This window comes from Nostoc sp. PCC 7107, assembly GCF_000316625.1.
Taxonomy (GTDB): domain Bacteria; phylum Cyanobacteriota; class Cyanobacteriia; order Cyanobacteriales; family Nostocaceae; genus Nostoc_B.
This window is the reverse complement of sequence record NC_019676.1, coordinates 1,756,800-1,773,181: the sequence shown is the minus strand read 5'-3', so window position 1 is coordinate 1,773,181 and position 16,382 is coordinate 1,756,800. Positions and strand designations below refer to the sequence as shown.

General features: G+C 39.8%; 17 protein-coding genes and 1 tRNA gene. 10 read left to right on the top strand and 8 right to left on the bottom strand.

Annotated elements, in window-relative coordinates:
* Positions 1–21: 21 nt before the first annotated feature.
* On the bottom strand, positions 22–741 hold the full coding sequence (locus NOS7107_RS07620) for a hypothetical protein (RefSeq protein ID WP_015112399.1): 720 nt from the start codon (positions 739–741) through the stop codon (positions 22–24).
* Between the two features lie 350 nt (positions 742–1,091).
* Here NOS7107_RS07620 and NOS7107_RS07615 point away from each other — a divergent pair, with 350 nt between their 5' ends.
* The 6 genes from NOS7107_RS07615 to NOS7107_RS07590 all read left to right on the top strand — a co-directional run bounded on the left by NOS7107_RS07615 (position 1,092) and on the right by NOS7107_RS07590 (position 6,244).
* On the top strand, positions 1,092–1,634 hold the full coding sequence (locus NOS7107_RS07615; protein ID WP_015112398.1) for a GNAT family N-acetyltransferase: 543 nt from the start codon (positions 1,092–1,094) through the stop codon (positions 1,632–1,634).
* Between the two features lie 259 nt (positions 1,635–1,893).
* Positions 1,894–1,967, top strand: a tRNA-Pro gene (locus tag NOS7107_RS07610).
* 858 nt (positions 1,968–2,825) lie between these two features.
* The gene (locus tag NOS7107_RS07605) at positions 2,826–3,635 is read left to right on the top strand and encodes a Tic22 family protein (protein WP_015112397.1); all 810 of its coding nucleotides are present in this window, start codon (positions 2,826–2,828) and stop codon (positions 3,633–3,635) included.
* A gap of 3 nt (positions 3,636–3,638) precedes the next feature.
* Positions 3,639–4,583, top strand: a complete 945-nt coding sequence (prmC, locus tag NOS7107_RS07600) for a peptide chain release factor N(5)-glutamine methyltransferase (RefSeq protein WP_015112396.1) — start codon at positions 3,639–3,641, stop codon at positions 4,581–4,583.
* Between the two features lie 108 nt (positions 4,584–4,691).
* Positions 4,692–5,279, top strand: a complete 588-nt coding sequence (locus NOS7107_RS07595) for an L-threonylcarbamoyladenylate synthase (RefSeq protein ID WP_015112395.1) — start codon at positions 4,692–4,694, stop codon at positions 5,277–5,279.
* A gap of 65 nt (positions 5,280–5,344) precedes the next feature.
* On the top strand, positions 5,345–6,244 hold the full coding sequence (locus tag NOS7107_RS07590) for a sensor histidine kinase KdpD (protein WP_015112394.1): 900 nt from the start codon (positions 5,345–5,347) through the stop codon (positions 6,242–6,244).
* 212 nt (positions 6,245–6,456) lie between these two features.
* Here NOS7107_RS07590 and NOS7107_RS07585 read toward each other — a convergent pair whose 3' ends face one another.
* Entirely contained in the window at positions 6,457–6,918 is a 462-nt protein-coding gene (locus tag NOS7107_RS07585) for a GNAT family N-acetyltransferase (RefSeq protein WP_015112393.1), read from the bottom strand.
* Positions 6,919–7,165: 247 nt separating this feature from the next.
* Here NOS7107_RS07585 and NOS7107_RS07580 point away from each other — a divergent pair, with 247 nt between their 5' ends.
* From NOS7107_RS07580 to NOS7107_RS07570, 3 genes are all read left to right on the top strand, one after another.
* Positions 7,166–8,341: a nucleotide kinase domain-containing protein gene (locus tag NOS7107_RS07580; protein WP_015112392.1), complete on the top strand. Its 1,176-nt coding sequence runs from the start codon at positions 7,166–7,168 to the stop codon at positions 8,339–8,341.
* Between the two features lie 43 nt (positions 8,342–8,384).
* Positions 8,385–8,924 carry a DUF1643 domain-containing protein gene (locus NOS7107_RS07575; RefSeq protein WP_015112391.1) on the top strand — a complete coding sequence of 180 codons (540 nt, stop codon included), beginning with the start codon at positions 8,385–8,387 and terminating at the stop codon, positions 8,922–8,924.
* A 116-nt stretch (positions 8,925–9,040) separates the two neighbouring features.
* On the top strand, positions 9,041–9,946 hold the full coding sequence (locus NOS7107_RS07570) for a nucleoside triphosphate pyrophosphohydrolase family protein (RefSeq protein WP_015112390.1): 906 nt from the start codon (positions 9,041–9,043) through the stop codon (positions 9,944–9,946).
* Between the two features lie 56 nt (positions 9,947–10,002).
* On the opposite strand, the gene NOS7107_RS07565 is transcribed toward NOS7107_RS07570, so the two are convergent.
* From NOS7107_RS07565 to NOS7107_RS07550, 4 genes are all read right to left on the bottom strand, one after another.
* The gene (locus NOS7107_RS07565) at positions 10,003–10,395 is read right to left on the bottom strand and encodes a hypothetical protein (RefSeq protein WP_015112389.1); all 393 of its coding nucleotides are present in this window, start codon (positions 10,393–10,395) and stop codon (positions 10,003–10,005) included.
* Positions 10,396–10,467: 72 nt separating this feature from the next.
* Complete coding sequence (gene secF, locus NOS7107_RS07560) at positions 10,468–11,454, bottom strand: protein translocase subunit SecF (protein WP_015112388.1); 987 nt, start codon at positions 11,452–11,454, stop codon at positions 10,468–10,470.
* Positions 11,451–12,872 carry a protein translocase subunit SecD gene (gene secD, locus NOS7107_RS07555; protein WP_015112387.1) on the bottom strand — a complete coding sequence of 474 codons (1,422 nt, stop codon included), beginning with the start codon at positions 12,870–12,872 and terminating at the stop codon, positions 11,451–11,453. Before secD ends, secF begins: the two co-directional genes overlap by 4 nt.
* Positions 12,873–13,024: 152 nt before the next feature.
* Positions 13,025–14,008, bottom strand: coding sequence for an alpha-ketoacid dehydrogenase subunit beta (locus NOS7107_RS07550; RefSeq protein WP_015112386.1), 984 nt, complete (start codon positions 14,006–14,008; stop codon positions 13,025–13,027).
* A 262-nt stretch (positions 14,009–14,270) separates the two neighbouring features.
* On the opposite strand from NOS7107_RS07550, the gene NOS7107_RS07545 reads away from it, so the two are divergent.
* Positions 14,271–14,948 carry a hypothetical protein gene (locus tag NOS7107_RS07545; protein ID WP_015112385.1) on the top strand — a complete coding sequence of 226 codons (678 nt, stop codon included), beginning with the start codon at positions 14,271–14,273 and terminating at the stop codon, positions 14,946–14,948.
* Positions 14,949–15,023: 75 nt separating this feature from the next.
* Here the strand turns inward: NOS7107_RS07545 and NOS7107_RS07540 are convergent, their stop codons facing one another.
* Positions 15,024–15,314, bottom strand: coding sequence for a DNA-binding transcriptional regulator (locus NOS7107_RS07540; protein WP_015112384.1), 291 nt, complete (start codon positions 15,312–15,314; stop codon positions 15,024–15,026).
* A gap of 157 nt (positions 15,315–15,471) precedes the next feature.
* Complete coding sequence (locus NOS7107_RS07535; RefSeq protein ID WP_015112383.1) at positions 15,472–16,359, bottom strand: hypothetical protein; 888 nt, start codon at positions 16,357–16,359, stop codon at positions 15,472–15,474.
* Positions 16,360–16,382: the final 23 nt, after the last annotated feature.

Here is a 16,382-nt window from a genome sequence, read left to right as displayed (position 1 = left end):
GAAGGAATATCACAGTTGAGATTACTTACCTAATAACCTCTGTCGGACTCCTTCCGCAATTTTGTGTCCTAGGTATTCAGGAATCAAGCTTTCATTCGGCCCCAACAAATAGAGAATCAGCCGCGTGCGTCCCCGCCAAACTAGCAAATTAGCATTAACTACTAGTAAATCTTCCTGCCAGATGGCGTACATCACTTTGTAAAACAATCCTGGTTGGTTATCAGCTTCAATCACCAGAGCCGGCAGATGAAATACTGGATCAACATAAAACTCAGTTTGTACTTGTTCTAAGCCAGCATCTAAATTAAATTCTACGGCCAGCATCTCTTCAACTTCAAAGCGCCCTCCTAAAGCCTCTCGAATAGCCCGACAGACATTTTCTGCGGTTTTATCTGTCAAAGCTTTGCTACCACGAGATACCAAAAGTTTGATGAAAACTAACATTGGAGGACGGATTTGCCCATAAAGGCTCAAACCGTGAATGGTCAAGCCGTAAGCTGCCAGGACACCAAAAATATCACTGAGGAGAAAGGACTGGTTACGGTAGGCAAAGTGCAATGCGCTTTTGCTACCTTCCGGCTTTAACTCGATAACGGCACGTCTGGTTTTATAAAGACGATAAGCTAACCGGAGATTTTGCAGTTGAATCTCACTACTGACAAATTGCTCATAAAACTGGGGAAACGCTCGGTTAAAGCGTTTTAGGAGTTCCAGTGTCGAAGATTTTAAACCAGAAGCCATTGTTGGGATAAGACTCGCTTGCTGTTGTCACCTGGGGGCTGTGACTGGGGACTGGGTGTTAGTAAACATTATTCCCAACACCCAGTACTTAATACCCAATCTCGATATATACAATTGACTCTCAAAACTTTGCCTTTTGGGGAATTTTTCCTAGCCTTTACAACAAAATGCTAAAGTTGAAAATGATTGGTACGAAACACGCTATGAAAGGCCGTTACCATTGCTTATCCCGACAACACCCAAAAAAATTCAGTGTGTGGGTTGTACTATGGTATTTGCTTAATAAAACGTGTATCATCACTCCAAAAGAGTGGTAGCCAATTCAGTTATACTACCCGAACCACGTTGGCATGGGTTTTTGGAAAACTTGGTTTAGTACTCCTGAATCTGTAGCGACAAATAAAACAACCTCAGTTGAAGAGAATACAGGTGAATTTGGCAGTTCTAATGCTGGCGATCCTGGGGCGCGGAATGCGGAACGGATCGTTTTTAGCACAGAGCGAGATATTGACCTGTATGAGTTAGAAGAACTGTGTGATGCAGTGGGTTGGTCGCGTCGTCCGTTAAGAAAAGTGAAAAAAGCCATAGAGCATAGTTTTCTCGTTGCCTCCATGTGGCAAGTACGAGGAAATCAAAGGCGGCTTATTGGTTTTGCCCGTGCTACCTCAGATCATGCGTTTAATGCCACGATTTGGGATGTAGTAGTTCATCCAGACTATCAGGGGAAAGGGCTGGGTAAGGCATTAATGAAATACGTACTCAAAAAACTCAGAAGCGAAGAAATCAGTAATGTAACTCTATTTGCTGATCCGCATGTTGTTGATTTTTATCGGGGGATGGGTTTTATGTCAGATCCTGAAGGCATTAAAGGTATGTTTTGGTATCCTCACTAAAATATTCAATTCAACACGGCAAGGTTAGTATTAAAGATGTTTTGGGAAATGATATAGCAGAGGACAGACGCTAAACACCCTAGTGTTACTAACGTTTGTACTGACAAAATCTCCTAATCTATATGCTGTTAGCGATAAATTATAGATATTGGTTGGCAAATATATGTTTAGTCTGCTATAATAGAAAAACTAGTGTGTCAAGATAAATATCTTGTGATGATGAAGGTAATTACCAGAGACAAAAGCTCACTAGAACATCCGGGATGTAGCGCAGCTTGGTAGCGCGCCTGCTTTGGGAGCAGGATGCCGCAGGTTCAAATCCTGTCATCCCGATTTTAGGTTCAAGACTTGCAAAATATCCTATCTATTCCTTACTCATAGATAGGATATTTTTTGATGGTTTTAATTAGCAATCAAAATTTACTATGTTTGAACTTTGAACGCTGTCTAGAATTATGAATTGTGTAGTAATACTGTTTCTGGAAGAAATTGTACTCTACAGAATTTATTCATAGAGCAATACGGTTCAGATAAGGCTAAAACTCTTTGTTAAAACTAAGTCTTTTAACGAACCACAGAGGCACAGAGAACCCAGAGAGAAGAGAGAAATGCTTAACTGAACGGTATTGATTTATAGAGTGCAACTTCTCATAGAGTTGGTATAAGTTTGACATTTGTAAGTGTAAATACTACAGAAAACAATAATTTGATTTTTTTGTCTTTGTCAAAAGTTGAGTAATTATATCCCGAATAGTATAATCAGCCGAGAATAAGTCTAGGTATTGATTTAAGCAGTAATTAAGGTAATAAATAAATGGAACGAATTATTTTGCGATCGCGTCACCAGTTTTTGAGAAAGACAATAAAATGGCATTAATCATCTCAACGGTCGGCAAAATTTTTCATTACTTGAGAGCAGTCTATAATAGTCCTCTATAATTCTTGTGCAGGAATTAGGCAAAGCGAATTAAAAAAATCAGGTTGCAGCACAATTCATTGTGCCGAAAGCACTGTAGGAGTTCTCAAGAATTTAGAAATCTCCCATTTTGCGAGTTGATTGTGACCATTTAACAGCCATTATGGCTTTTTTACATCTCAAATGGATTGCTATATAACTAAAACAAGTTAGTGCTGTGCAAATCCAACCAATTAGTCTAATTTAATTAAAAACCATTGACGCGAGGAGTAGTCATGAAAGCATTAGTTCGCTGGGGCGCAACATTGGGTTTAATCGGGAGTACTCTGTTAGGCACAGTTTTTGTCGGTAACGTCCCAGTGTGGGCATTATCAGAACAACAAATAAAAGAAAAACTCGACTCAGTACCAGTGTATCTAATTACCAATGATAAAGGATTGCCCTTGAGTCGTCCTTTACCTGATGGTCAAAATGGTCAAAAACCGGGTGGTTCAGTCACAGGTGTTTATCTTAGCCGCCAGGAAGCTCAAGCCTTTATTAAGCAACTGCAAAGTACGAACAAAGACCCCAAAATGGCAGAAATTGTCAAAAGTCTTCAGGTGACGGCTGTACCTTTGGGAATCATCTATCAGCAGTTACAACAAACTAAAAACCAGCCTAACCGTTTGGTATTTGCTTTTAAACCAGTGGATCAGGATGTCAAAGGAGCGCTGGAATTGCTGAACCAAAGCGGTCAAAAAATAGATCAGTTTAGGAGTGTGCCGATTTTTGCAGTTAGATTTGCACCTGATCAAGGCTATGTACCCATTAAACTGACAAACGACAAAGAACAAGTCGTGCCTTTATTTGTGAGTAAGCAAGATGCACAAGGTTTATTAAACCAAGTAAAACCAAAATATCCGAAAGCTGATATTCAAGTAATTGACATAGACGGCGTGATCAAAACTTTACAAGATAAAAATGAGGATTGGCTCAAACAAGTGGTTTTAGTGCCATCTCAAGAATCCAGAGAGTATATCAGAACTCTACCAAAAGATTCGGCTACTGGTAATAATCGCCAGCCTGCGGCAAAGCCAAAACGTTAAAACATGGCAGATCAACAGCCACAAGTAGTTTCTGGGTTACAACTTTGGCAGTGGCGCAGCCAAGCAATGCAAGGTGCAATCGCCACTGCTGTACCACCATCAGAAGTTGATTGGCTGTTGCAAGAAATCGCTGGTTTAGACCGCTTGTCAATACGTTTAGAATCTTTCAAGGACTGGGATAAAATAGCGATCGCTATATCTTTGGCTGATTTAGAAAAGCTTTGGCAAAAAAGATTACATGATCGCTTACCAGTGCAGTACATTGCCGGAGTTACACCTTGGCGAAAATTTAAGCTGACTGTGTCGAGTGCGGTGTTAATTCCGCGACCAGAGACAGAGTGCATAATTGATTTAGCAGTAGCGGCGATCGCCCAAAATCAGACTAAAACCCCATTAGACCAAGGACATTGGATAGACTTGGGAACTGGGAGTGGTGCGATCGCCATTGGACTGGCTGACGCATTCCCAAAAGCCACAATTCATGCTGTTGACTACAGTACCGCCGCTTTAGAAATTGCCCAAATTAACGCTCAAAATCTGGGATTTGCCAACAGGATTCACTTTTATCAAGGTTCTTGGTGGGAACCATTAACAATCATGAAAGGCCAATTCAGTGGTATGGTTTCTAACCCGCCATATATTCCGACGGAAACTGTGGCTACCTTAGAACCAGAAGTGATACAGCATGAACCACATTTGGCATTAGATGGTGGTGCTGATGGTTTAGATGATATCCGCTATTTAATTGATGTCTCCTCCAGTTATTTGCAGCCTGGGGGAGTGTGGCTGATTGAAATGATGGCCGGACAAGCGGGTGCAGTCAGAGAGCTTTTGCAAAATCAAGGTAGCTATTGCAATATTCAAATTCACACTGATTTAGAGGGAATTGAACGTTTTGCTTTAGCTTATGTGAAAAGGAATAGGGAACAGGGAACAGGTGATAGGTGATAGAGGTGAAAGGGTTTTGGATATATAAATCCTTACACCCTTACAGTAGTTATGAGTGAAAATACAAAAATTATATGTTTTCACTCATAACTTCTCTCATTTGCAAATATGTCTCAAGTTTCTCTGGCAGAACTAATAGCAGGCGCACAGGCTGGCCATTTGGTGAGCTTTCCCACTGATACTGTGCCAGCACTGGCAACTTTACCAGAAAAAGCTGGCTTAATTTTTGCAGCCAAGCAGCGTAGTCAGGATAAACCTTTAATTTTAATGGGTGCTAGTGCTGCGGATTTATGGCCTTATGTCAAAGGTAGTGAATATGAGTATGAACTTTGGCAACAAGTAGTGAATCAGTATTGGCCGGGGGCGCTAACTTTAGTATTGACAGCCAGCGATCGCTTACCGAAAGAGATCAACCCTACTAACCCAACTACTATTGGTATTCGAGTACCGGATAATGCGATCGCTCGTGCTATTTTGGCGAAAACAGGCCCTTTAGCGACAACAAGTGCTAATTTTTCTGGTCAACCGCCTTTACAAACAATGGCAGAAATTACAATGCAATTTCCTGATGCTTTAACCTTGGCAACTACGGAAGTTCTTGAAGAAATATCCGGGGTTGGTGTACCTTCCACAGTTGCCAAGTGGACAGGGACAAACTGGCAAATTTTACGCCAGGGGAGAATTACACTGAATTAATCAGAAAATCAGGAAATTAATTCTATACCATTGTGGTCAATTAAAAAGTTAATAATTGCCAAATTATGAATTGGAGCAACTGGGCATATCTCGGAGTCGGAATCATCCTAGGAATCAGTTTTCGTTGGTTATTTTCTAAGTCGACAGACACTAACGCTAACTTATCGCCAGTAGTAGCAGAAGAACCAGAAAATGTGTCGAAACTGCTGCAAGATCTAAAGCAAACGCAACTGGCGTATCAAATGGCACAGGAAATGAGCCACTTTAAAGCGGGTTTTTTGGCGCGAACTACCCATGAATTGCGATCGCCACTTAATAGCGTGATTAGCCTGCATCAATTAATTTTGTCAGACTTATGTGAAAATCCTGAAGAAGAACGAGAATTTGTTGCCCAAGCTCATGAAAAAGCTTTGAAATTGCTCCAATTAATGGATGAAATTCTTAGCGTGTCTAGAATTGAATACGGTACAAATAGATTAGATATTCAGCCGCGCTGCTTAGACACAGTTTTTCAGGAAGTTAAAGACTTAACTTACATGCTGGCGGCAAATCGGAATTTTCCGTTGCAGATGTCACCTGTAGATCCAGAAATTTATGTGTTAGCAGATCACCGCTGGTTACGCCAAGTATTAGTAAATTTGGTAGATACGGCGATTACACAAATGCAAGAAGGTAGTATTGGTGTTTCCGCTACTGTTTTACATATCACTAATACTGCTCATATTTATCTGGATATTCCTACTCATGCGCTACCTGAAAGTGAGCCGATAGATTTAATTAAATATGATAATTTATCTCCTCAAATTCAAGATGAGAAGGCAAATCTTTCGCCGGGAATGAAATTGTTGCTCAATCAAACTTTATTAGAAGTGATGGGCGCAAAACTAGAAATGCTGCCCAATTCAATCAAATCAGAATCGTCTGAAGCACAAACTAGGGTACAAATATCTATTCCCTTAGCTTGAAAAAGTTATGAGTGAATCAATTTTGGATTTTATAGCAGAAGGCAGAGAGCCGCGCGTTGCGGGGGTTCCCTCCGTTGTAGCGACTGCGGAGAGGCAGGAGGAAAAGTCTTACTATTCCCCGCATTCAAGCTTTCAATCTAAAAGACGCTTGCGGACTCGCTAACGCTACGCTAACGGCAATCTAAAATCTAAAATTTTTTAGTCCCTAGCCTCTATTCTTGAAACTGGAGTTCTGCTGCGGAGAGGGAAGTTAGCTGTTGAGATTGGTTATGTAGCACCATAGTTGTGCTTGTGTTGGGTATAAAACCCATTTTTTTATAGAATCCTTGTTGGTGAGTGGTCATTAAATATACACACTCAACCAACTTCATGCGGGGATGACTTAAAACGGTTTCAATCAGCTTGCTTCCTAATCCAGTGCCTTGGTAGTCTGGGTGAATGACGACATCCCAGATTGTCGCGCGGTAAATTCCATCAGAAGTGGCTCTAGCAAAGCCAATAAGTTTTGTGTCATCCCACAGAGAAATTACTGGGTCGCTGTTGGTGATAGCTATGCTTAAATCCTCGATACTACGTCCTTTTGCCCAAAAAGCGGAAATATTAAATAACTCTTGGAGTTGGTAAAGGTCTATGTCGGAATGGCGATCGCTAAATTTAATCTGAGGATAGTTCATGTGTAGCAACTCACTTGCACGAATAAATATCTTTGCTTTTATTTAGTCATATTGTGATAGAAATTTACCTCTAAGCATACTGAAATGCAACTATAATCAGGACTTACGCGCAAGTAACGAAAAACTTAGGCACGCACGAGGCTGGCAACAGTTTAGAGTAGGGTAGAAATAAGTGCAAGACCTTGAAACGAAAAGCCCAGGCTTTAATTGTTAGTAAGTCGTATGGACATAGGCAGGAGAAAGATGTATGCGAGTCAGACAAGAAATTTTTGATACCTATTGGCGATTTGCTGCTCTACGCCAGGAAGTATTTTTTAATAAAATTAATGATATACTATCTCCTTGGACAACCGACCCTATTATAAATACTTATAAATTTTGCAATGCCTATCGAGCCAGCGATCGCGTTTCTCAATATCTAATTAAAAATATTATTTACGCTGAAAAGAGAAGTAAAAATGAAGAAGAAGTTCTTTTCAGAATTTTACTATTTAAAATTTTTAACAAAATAGAAACGTGGGAATTTTTAGAAAATCAAATAGGCGATTATATTTCACTATCTAATTTTAATTTTAATTTTTATTCAAGAATATTACAAGATGCTATGGCAGATGGATATGTGATTTATACCAGTGCATATATGTCTTGTGCCAGTAAAGAGTTTGGTTATGATAAAAAACATCAAAATCATTTGGCTTTAATTGAGCAAATGGTTGTTAAAGATAACGTAGTCAACCGCATAGTTCAAGCTAAAAGTCTAGAAGAAATTTTTCACATCATTCAAGAATACCCATTATTAGGTAAGTTTATGGCTTACCAATTAGCTACAGATATTAATTATAGTGAAATTATCAACTTTGATGAAAACAGTTTTACCATAGCAGGCCCAGGCGCTGAACGTGGGATCAACAAGTGTTTCCTTGATACTGATGGTAAAAGTAATGCAGAAATTATCTATTGGATGACTGAAAATCAAGAAAAAGAGTTTCAGCGTTTAGAATTAAACTTTCAATCGCTTTGGGGTCGTCCATTACAAGCAATAGATTGTCAAAATCTATTTTGTGAAACTGATAAATACTGTCGAGTCGCATTTCCTGATTTAAAAAGTAATCGCAAAAAGATAAAATCGAAATTTACTGCAACTCCTAAACCAATTGATTATTTTTATCCACCTAAGTGGAGTATTAATGATAAAGTTCAAAAAACTTTATCCCAGAGATTACCACCATTAGAAATTCCTAACTCTAAAGATAATTGTCAGCAATTATCTTTAGAGTTAGATTATTTGGTAAAAACAACATCGGAAATATCAGATAGTTTATCGAAATTGCATAAACAATATAAGCAAGAAACGCAGAAGAAAAAATCAAAAGCTCTGCAAAATTCAGAGTTAGAAGAATCTCAACAGTTGTGTTTATTCTGATGGATTCTATTATTTGGAAATCAAGAATAATTCAAAGAAACAGATGAATCATAAAAGAAAACCTGGATATGCTAAGTTTGACCATATAGATGGAAATAAGAGAAAATATCGCTATTTACTACGGCGTATATGGGATGAAAATTTGCCACAAGTAACTTTTGTAATGCTTAATCCAAGTAAGGCTGGTGCAGAGGAAGATGATCCCACGCTCATTAGATGTATTAAATATGCTAATTCTTGGGGTTATGGTTCTCTTGAAGTGGTTAATTTATTTGCTTATATTACTACAGACCCCAAGAAACTTAAGGCTAAGGATATTGACCCTGTGGGGTCGAAAAATGACCTTTATATTCTATCAGCAACAAAACGCGCCGAAAAAATTATTTTGGGGTGGGGAGCGTGGCTTGGTAATGTGAGTGCGAATAAGTATCCCAGAATTAAGAACCGAGAAAAAGAAGTTTTAAGTTTAATTAACTGTCAAAAACCTCATTACTGCTTAAAGCTAACAAAAAATGGATACCCAAACCATCCAGTGTATCTTCCAAAAAATATAGAACCAATTATTTTTCCAAATAGAAAATAGCTAAATTTGGAATAGTAAATTGTAATGGTGATATTTTTTAAGTATTATCAGGTTTTTATTTTGTCTCTATAAAAATCAAAAACTACTTTGAAATTTGAAATAGGAGAAATCCCATTATGAATTTTTCTGAATATCAAACACAGGCATTAAATACAGATCAAATTCCTGCTGTTGAAGGTAGTGAATTAATCATACCGCTATTAGGTTTAGTTGGTGAAGTTGGTTCTTTGATGACAGAATATAAAAAACATTTAAGAGACGGTGATGCACACAAATTATTTAAAGAAGGTATTTCAGAAGAATTGGGAGATATGCTTTGGTATATTTCCAATTTGGCAAGCAAATTTAATCTTAATTTAGAAGAAATCGCGGAAGATAATTTGAGAAAGTGTCGTGATCTTTGGGGATGGAGAGATTCAGAAAACATAGATAATAATGCTACAAGCTACATCTTTGATCATGACTTTCCCGAACACGAAAGTTTACCAAGACAGTTTGAAGTAGAAATTACTGAAGTAAGTAAAGATAACTCAGTTAAGATGAAGGCATTTATCAACAAGCAACAGGTTGGAAATGACCTCACTGATAATTCCTATACAAGCGATGGCTACCGATTTCATGATGTTTTTCATTTTGCCTATGCCGCAGTTTTAGGTTGGTCGGTAGTCACTCGTAGTATTCTTAAATGTAAGCGTAAAAGCAACCCTCGCATCGATGAAGTTGAAGATGGTGGTCGTGCAATAGCTATTGAAGAAGGGATATCAGCACTTGTATTCACCTATGCCAAAGATCACGACTTTTTAAAGGGTATTTCAGCAATAGATTATCAGCTATTAAAGACTATAAAAAATATGACCTCGCATTTAGAAGTTGCTCAGTGTTCGCTGGGTGATTGGGAGAGAGCAATTATGATGGGTTATGATATCTGGCGACAGGTAGAAAAATATCGAGGAGGAAAGGTAGTTGTTGACCTTGATGCACGCTCCATAACTTATCAAATAGGAAAAAGTAACGGAAGCTAAACATTAAGGCAATGTATTAGTTTTTTGTATCTATTTACAGTTATCTATCGCTAAATTTACTGACAAATTAACTTCCATAAGGGATGAGTAGCCCCTTGCTGGCGAATGCGACACACTTGTTTTTCTAAGCGCTCCTTTTCCCGCTGTGGTAGTCCCATTAAAATATTGCGGCTTTGCCAAACTAAAACAGAAACAGTCATAGCAATACAAAAACTTAAACCTAGAGTAGACAGGGGATGAAATATGAGTCCATATCGCACTGCTACCCAGGTAAAGTATTGTCGCCACAAGGAAATTTCTGAGCGTAAATCCCAAAAACAAATAGGTGCAATCAGCAGCCATAAAAAAATTACAAACAACCATCTGCCGTATACTGTCAGCCGATGTAGTTTTTGAACTTGTTGAGCAAAAGATGGGTCAGTGATTGAAGGCTGTTCAGATTGATCCATATTCAAGATGAGAAGCAAAGGATTGGAAAATAGGGAGAGTCAAAAGACAATCAGAAGACTATTGCTTCTTGATTAATTCTCCGCAGTTGTATCAATTGCTCCGTTACTGGTTACTAGGTTAGATTGACCTTTCCGTTCTCGCCACAAACTCAGGAGAGTACTAGCAATAAAAATACTGGAGTAAGCACCTGCTGTAAATCCAATAATTAAAGCTAGGGCAAAGTTTTTCAGGGTTTCTCCTCCAAACAGAAAGATGGCAAATAAGGTCAATAAGGTGGTTAAGGTAGTATTGATTGACCGAGTGAGGGTTTGATTTACGGCATCATCGACAATTTCAGCAATTGGGCGGTTAGGATTAATTTTGAGGGTTTCACGAATGCGATCGTAAATTACCACTGTATCGTTGACGGAAAACCCAGTGATTGTCAGCAAAGCGACGATGAAGAGGCTATCTACTTCTGTGCCGAAAACCAGACCAAAAATTGAGAAGATACCCACTGTGATCAACACATCGTGAAACAAAGCGATAATTGCAAAGATGGCATAATCTAACTGGAATCGGAAAGCTAAGTACACGATAATCCCGCCAAAGGACACAACCAAAGCAATTATTCCAGAGATAAATAACTCTCTTCCCAAGGTTGGCCCAACAGTGTCAATTTGGTTTTTCTGCTGGTCAAAAGCACCGACTTTGGCACTTAAAGCATTTTGCAACTGGGTACGCTGATCGCGATTTAAGTTTTTTGTCCGAATTAGTATACCGTTTTCTTTTCTGGTTTCTTGATCAGCAACAATTTGGATACTACTATCGCCTAATCCTTGTTCTTTGGCGACTTCCCGAACAACGTTGATATCAAGTGGCTGTTCGCAGTTTTTCGGTTGAGTACAATCCCGTTCAAACTGCAATCTTGTACCACCAACAAAATCCAAACTGGGACGTAGAGGCGCACGAATATTGGGATTTTGCCAAGAAATCACCATTGAGATGATACCAGCAAGGATGACTGCACAAGAAATAGTCCACCAAAGCGATCGCGATTTGTTAATACTCAGTTTCATTGCGCTACCTCAGTCTTATTAGATGCTCCTGATGCGGGCAGGTTCGGACAGAAAAATTCGGGTTTTCGCAGTGCAGGAATCGAAATTGCCAAAAACATAAAGGTACGACTACAGGTAATGGCAGTAAACATACTTACTGCTACACCCAAAGCCAAGGTGAGCGCAAAGCCTTTCACCAAACCAGCACCTAGCCAGAATAGGGCAGCACAAGCAATAACTGTTGTGACGTTGCCGTCTAAGATACTAGAAAAAGCGCGGTAAAAGCCAGATTCCACAGAGCGATACAGTGACTTACCTGCTTGTAATTCTTCTCTTGTGCGCTCAAAAATGAGTACGTTGGCATCCACCGCCATACCAATACTGAGAATAAAACCTGCAATACCTGGCAATGTCAGAGTTACACCTAACAAAGAAAAAGTAGCCCAAGTCAGGATGGCGTAGATAATTAGAGAAATATCCGCAATTAATCCTGGTAGTCTATAGTACACAATCATAAATATTAATACTAAAAGCAGACCACCACTGCCAGCATAGATACTGCTGATAATACTGTCTTTGCCCAAGGTTGCGCCGACTGTGCGGATTTCCGCAATTTCCACGGGTACAGGTAATGCACCACCCCGGAGTTGTACACCTAAATCATTGGCTTGTTGTGGTGTAAACCGACCTGTAATCACGGCTGCGCCACCTGTAATCCCTGTAGCGGCAAATTCTGGCCCGACTACTGGCGCACTAATGAGTTCATTATCGAGAAAAATCCCGATACTGCGACCGGTACCCGCAAGATTTTTGGTAATTTCGGCGAAGAGTTCACCACCCTTTTGGTCGAAGCGAATGGCGACATTCCAATTATTAGCTTGAGTTGGTTCACCATAGGCATCCTTGAGGTATTTACCATCAAGCGGTGGCTTGGTACTGTCAAATAATTCCTGGATGGCTTGACTATTTTTTTGTAATTCTTCTTGATTTTTGGTAATTGCAGCTTGATCCTTGCTGCTACGTAATTCTTCCTGCTTGGCTCTTAGTTCGGCTCTGGAGGACTGAAAGGCAAACAATTGAGTTTCTGTACCTGGCTTTTGTTGGCGAAATTCTAACTGAGCAGTTCCACCTAAGACTCGTTCTGCTTGTTCAGGATCATTTACCCCTGGTAACTGGACGAGAACTTTATCTATACCGATTGTTTGAATGATTGGTTCGGAAACACCAAGGCCGTTAATTCTACCTTCAACAACTTTTTTGACGGCTTCTAATTCACGTTCGGTAATTGTGGAGATTTCTGCTGTTGGCTTCACCTGAATTGTCAGCTGGGAACCTCCGCGCAAGTCCAACCCCAAAGGTACAGGAATTTTCACAATCGCCACCACAGCGGCGATGAGCAGGACAAAAATTAAGGCTAATAGCGATCGCTGTCTTTGCATACCATAACTCGCAACTGACAAACGCTATAATAGCGTTCTTTGAAGTGTGAAGTATAAAGTATGAAGTATAAAAGGTGTAGACACTTCGCGTCTTACTGTCAGCTTGGCTGAAATTAAAATTTCCGACTTCATACTTCACACTTCATACTTTGTTAGACTCGCAATGCGACCATTTTCTGTACAGCTTCGACGATTTGCTCTGGTTGGACAATGGTGAGACGCTCCAGAGTACCGTTGTACGGTGTGGGAATATCTTGAGAAGATAGACGCAATACGGGTGCATCTAATTCATCAAATAAGCGATCGTTAATAGAGGCAGTTAATTCTGCGCCAATACCCCCAGTCCGCATACATTCTTCCACCACAATCACTCGGTGGGTTTTGCGGATAGATGCACCGATAGTATCAAAATCTAGGGGTTTGAGGGATATTAAATCAATTACTTCAGGGTCGTAACCTTGTTTTTCTAAAGGTTTCACGGCTTGCATCACATGGTGGCGCATCCGTGAGTAAGTCAGAATTGTGACATCTTTCCCTTGACGCACCACCTCAGCTTTATCCAAGGGCAAGAGGTATTCTTCTTCTGGTAAATTTTCTTTTAAGTTATACAAAAGTACGTGTTCAAAGAACAGTACTGGATTATCATCACGGATAGCTGCTTTTAGCAGACCTTTGGCATTATGAGGGGTGGAGCAAGCGACAATTTTTAACCCTGGTACAGCTTGGAAGTAAGCTTCTAGACGTTGGGAGTGTTCTGCACCTAACTGTCTACCGACACCACCAGGGCCACGAATCACCATTGGAATTTTAAAGTTACCGCCGGAAGTATAGCGCAGCATCCCGGCATTGTTGGAGATTTGGTTGAAGGCTAAGAGCAGAAAGCCCATATTCATCCCTTCAATTATCGGTCGCAACCCAGTCATGGCCGCCCCTACTGCTATACCAGTAAAGCTGTTTTCGGCGATGGGAGTGTCTAAAACCCTCAAGTCACCATACTTTTTGTACAAGTCTTTGGTGACTTTATAGGAACCGCCATAGTGTCCTACATCTTCACCCAGCACAAATACACTGGAATCACGCGCCATTTCTTCATCAATGGCTTCCCGCAGAGCGTTGAAAAATAATGTTTCTGCCATTTAAACCTTTAGTTACGACTGTTGTTTTAGAATTTTATCGCGCTGCCGGGGCAAATACGGTGAGCGATCGCACTACTTGAAGATGAGTTTTTGAAATATTAGTAAATCTACTGAACCTAACACTCAATAATGTTTATTTAGTATATACATAACTTATCACCATAGCTGTCTGATTTAATTCTTGAAAAAATCTCAGTATGTGTAGTTGTATGTCAAAAATCAAATATGAGTTCTAATACTATAACGATTATCTGCGATAGTTATGATGAATAGACTGAGAACTGTTAGAGTAATAATTCTCTCCTTGTGTGCGCTGATTTCTTTGATGATATCTGGATACATAGCCTATCGGATTTATCAAGAAACATTAAGACAGCGTAATGCTTCAGACATAGTTAATACAGAAACGAATACAGATATTCAAGTCAAAATAAATTTAGGTTCGTTTGAACCACTCAAAGGGACACCTTATTTAATGGCGGCTGTTAGTTCCCAACAAAATTATCGTCAGTCTTACTACGAAAAAGAAGCTTCCAGCACCCGAAATTTTTTATTTTTTCATGTTAACGATAAGTCATCTTGGAAGTTAATTCCCAATAATAACTTTTTGTTTTTACGCCATGAAAAACTGAGTCTCTCAACACCTGCGGGAGATGTCCCTAAAAACGTGGGTGGGTTGTGGTATGAAGTAGTGAAGGCTGACAGCGATGGTGACAAACGCTTGACAAACGAAGATCGCAAAACCATAGCATTCTCTGATATTTCAGGTAAAAATTACACTGAAATCATCCCGCAAGTAGACAAAGTTTTGGGAACGCATCAAATTAATGACTCCACTTTACTATTTTTTTACACATCAGGCGCAGAACATTTCGTTACCGAGATCAATATTCCTGTTCGTCAAGCTGTGGTAACGCGACAATTACCGCCCTTACAGTGAAAAGTGCTGAGTACTGTAGCGAGGCGTTCAGCCTTACTATCAAGGTTTCTTCATTTCACACTTCACACTTTTTTATTAGCTGCAAACTGGCGCATCTGTCACCTGAGCTACTTGATTATCGGGAAAGCGTTTTGGTCTTCCGGGTTTACGTTTATGGCGTTGATTGATAGATTTCTCGCTGGCAGCTGCTAATTCTTCTGGGGTACATTGGAAAAGACGTAAAGCCTCTAGATATTTTTTGGGTGTCATTGTTGGTTCAGTACGCCCAGCTTCCCAGTTACGCACACTGGTTTCACTAATTGCAAGCCTGAAGGCTACCTCTGCACGGCTAAGTCCAGCACGCTCTCTCAGGACTTGCATATCCATAGTTTCATGCTCCTCTTAAAAATAATTTTGAATTTATTTATTAAATCGATTGGCGTTTAAGCCAATTGCAAAGAATTGAAATTATTAACTATCTTATTTTATAAGCGATCGCCTGAACCTCTAGCAAACGACGTATAACATTCATAATATATAGGGCTTAAATATACAAAGAATCTCCGCCTGAAGTTGAGACAGGGAAATTGGCGCTGCGTCGTTTGAAAATAATAATCTGCTCCCCAACAATTGGATTTCGGGCGATTAATTTATCTTGAGAATCTAAAATTTGTAAATGACTAAAATTTAGTTCTTGAGAACGTTGTAATATTTCCGCTGCTAGTTTATCTTGTTGAGATTCTTTCAGGGTATACCAATCGTTATTAATTTTAATAATGAGATTGCTAGTGCGAAAATTAGCTTGAATTGACTGTATCAGACCAGAAGCGATGCGATCGCTAATTTCTGCTACTTGATTTTCAATAGCCGCAATCAAAATTTGTTCTGGTGTTAATACTACTGCGGGTGTTGGCGTTGGTTCTGGTTTGGGAATGACTTCCGGTTCCGCTGTTGGTGTGGGAGTGACTTCTACTTCGGGTAGTGATGTAATTTCCGCTGACGGTTCTGGTTCCGGTGTAGTTAACTCTGGTGGAACTGTTGGCGTAGGTACAGGAACCTCTTCAACTGGTGGAATTGTGGCTATCTCCGGCGGTTTACTCGTAAAGACGCTAGAAGTTGTCCAAATCAAAACCACAGTAATTCCAGCAATAATTCCTGTCAAAGCTGTGTCTGATAACTGTCGGGAGAAATTTGCTGGTAAAAAAGACCGCATTCCAGCTAATAGTCTACGCCAGATTAGCTGTAACTGCCGCCAAACACCAGCAGTTTCGCCCGTTACAGATGACTCAGCCTCTAGTTTTACCACGGCTGTTTCTAAAACCCCAATTGTCCCCCGCAGAATTTGGATAACAGTCACCTTCCATATAGGTGGTTCTCTCTGGTAGGGTTCTTGAGGAGAAGGGGGTTGTGAATTCTGATTGTCTTGTGACATGGAATTTTCACCAAAAGCAGTAC

Bases quoted from the DNA above. Each gene is read 5' to 3' on its own strand.
- NOS7107_RS07615 (WP_015112398.1), top strand. From the start codon at position 1,092: ATGGGTTTTTGGAAAACTTGGTTTAGTACTCCTGAATCTGTAGCGACA.
- NOS7107_RS07540 (WP_015112384.1), bottom strand. From the start codon at position 15,314: ATGGATATGCAAGTCCTGAGAGAGCGTGCTGGACTTAGCCGTGCAGAG.
- prmC (WP_015112396.1), top strand. From the start codon at position 3,639: ATGGCAGATCAACAGCCACAAGTAGTTTCTGGGTTACAACTTTGGCAG.
- NOS7107_RS07550 (WP_015112386.1), bottom strand. From the start codon at position 14,008: ATGGCAGAAACATTATTTTTCAACGCTCTGCGGGAAGCCATTGATGAA.
- NOS7107_RS07585 (WP_015112393.1), bottom strand. From the start codon at position 6,918: ATGAACTATCCTCAGATTAAATTTAGCGATCGCCATTCCGACATAGAC.
- NOS7107_RS07605 (WP_015112397.1), top strand. From the start codon at position 2,826: ATGAAAGCATTAGTTCGCTGGGGCGCAACATTGGGTTTAATCGGGAGT.
- NOS7107_RS07580 (WP_015112392.1), top strand. From the start codon at position 7,166: ATGCGAGTCAGACAAGAAATTTTTGATACCTATTGGCGATTTGCTGCT.
- NOS7107_RS07590 (WP_015112394.1), top strand. From the start codon at position 5,345: ATGAATTGGAGCAACTGGGCATATCTCGGAGTCGGAATCATCCTAGGA.
- NOS7107_RS07545 (WP_015112385.1), top strand. From the start codon at position 14,271: ATGATGAATAGACTGAGAACTGTTAGAGTAATAATTCTCTCCTTGTGT.
- NOS7107_RS07575 (WP_015112391.1), top strand. From the start codon at position 8,385: ATGAATCATAAAAGAAAACCTGGATATGCTAAGTTTGACCATATAGAT.
- NOS7107_RS07535 (WP_015112383.1), bottom strand. From the start codon at position 16,359: ATGTCACAAGACAATCAGAATTCACAACCCCCTTCTCCTCAAGAACCC.
- NOS7107_RS07565 (WP_015112389.1), bottom strand. From the start codon at position 10,395: ATGGATCAATCTGAACAGCCTTCAATCACTGACCCATCTTTTGCTCAA.
- secF (WP_015112388.1), bottom strand. From the start codon at position 11,454: ATGAAACTGAGTATTAACAAATCGCGATCGCTTTGGTGGACTATTTCT.
- secD (WP_015112387.1), bottom strand. From the start codon at position 12,872: ATGCAAAGACAGCGATCGCTATTAGCCTTAATTTTTGTCCTGCTCATC.
- NOS7107_RS07595 (WP_015112395.1), top strand. From the start codon at position 4,692: ATGTCTCAAGTTTCTCTGGCAGAACTAATAGCAGGCGCACAGGCTGGC.
- NOS7107_RS07570 (WP_015112390.1), top strand. From the start codon at position 9,041: ATGAATTTTTCTGAATATCAAACACAGGCATTAAATACAGATCAAATT.
- NOS7107_RS07620 (WP_015112399.1), bottom strand. From the start codon at position 741: ATGGCTTCTGGTTTAAAATCTTCGACACTGGAACTCCTAAAACGCTTT.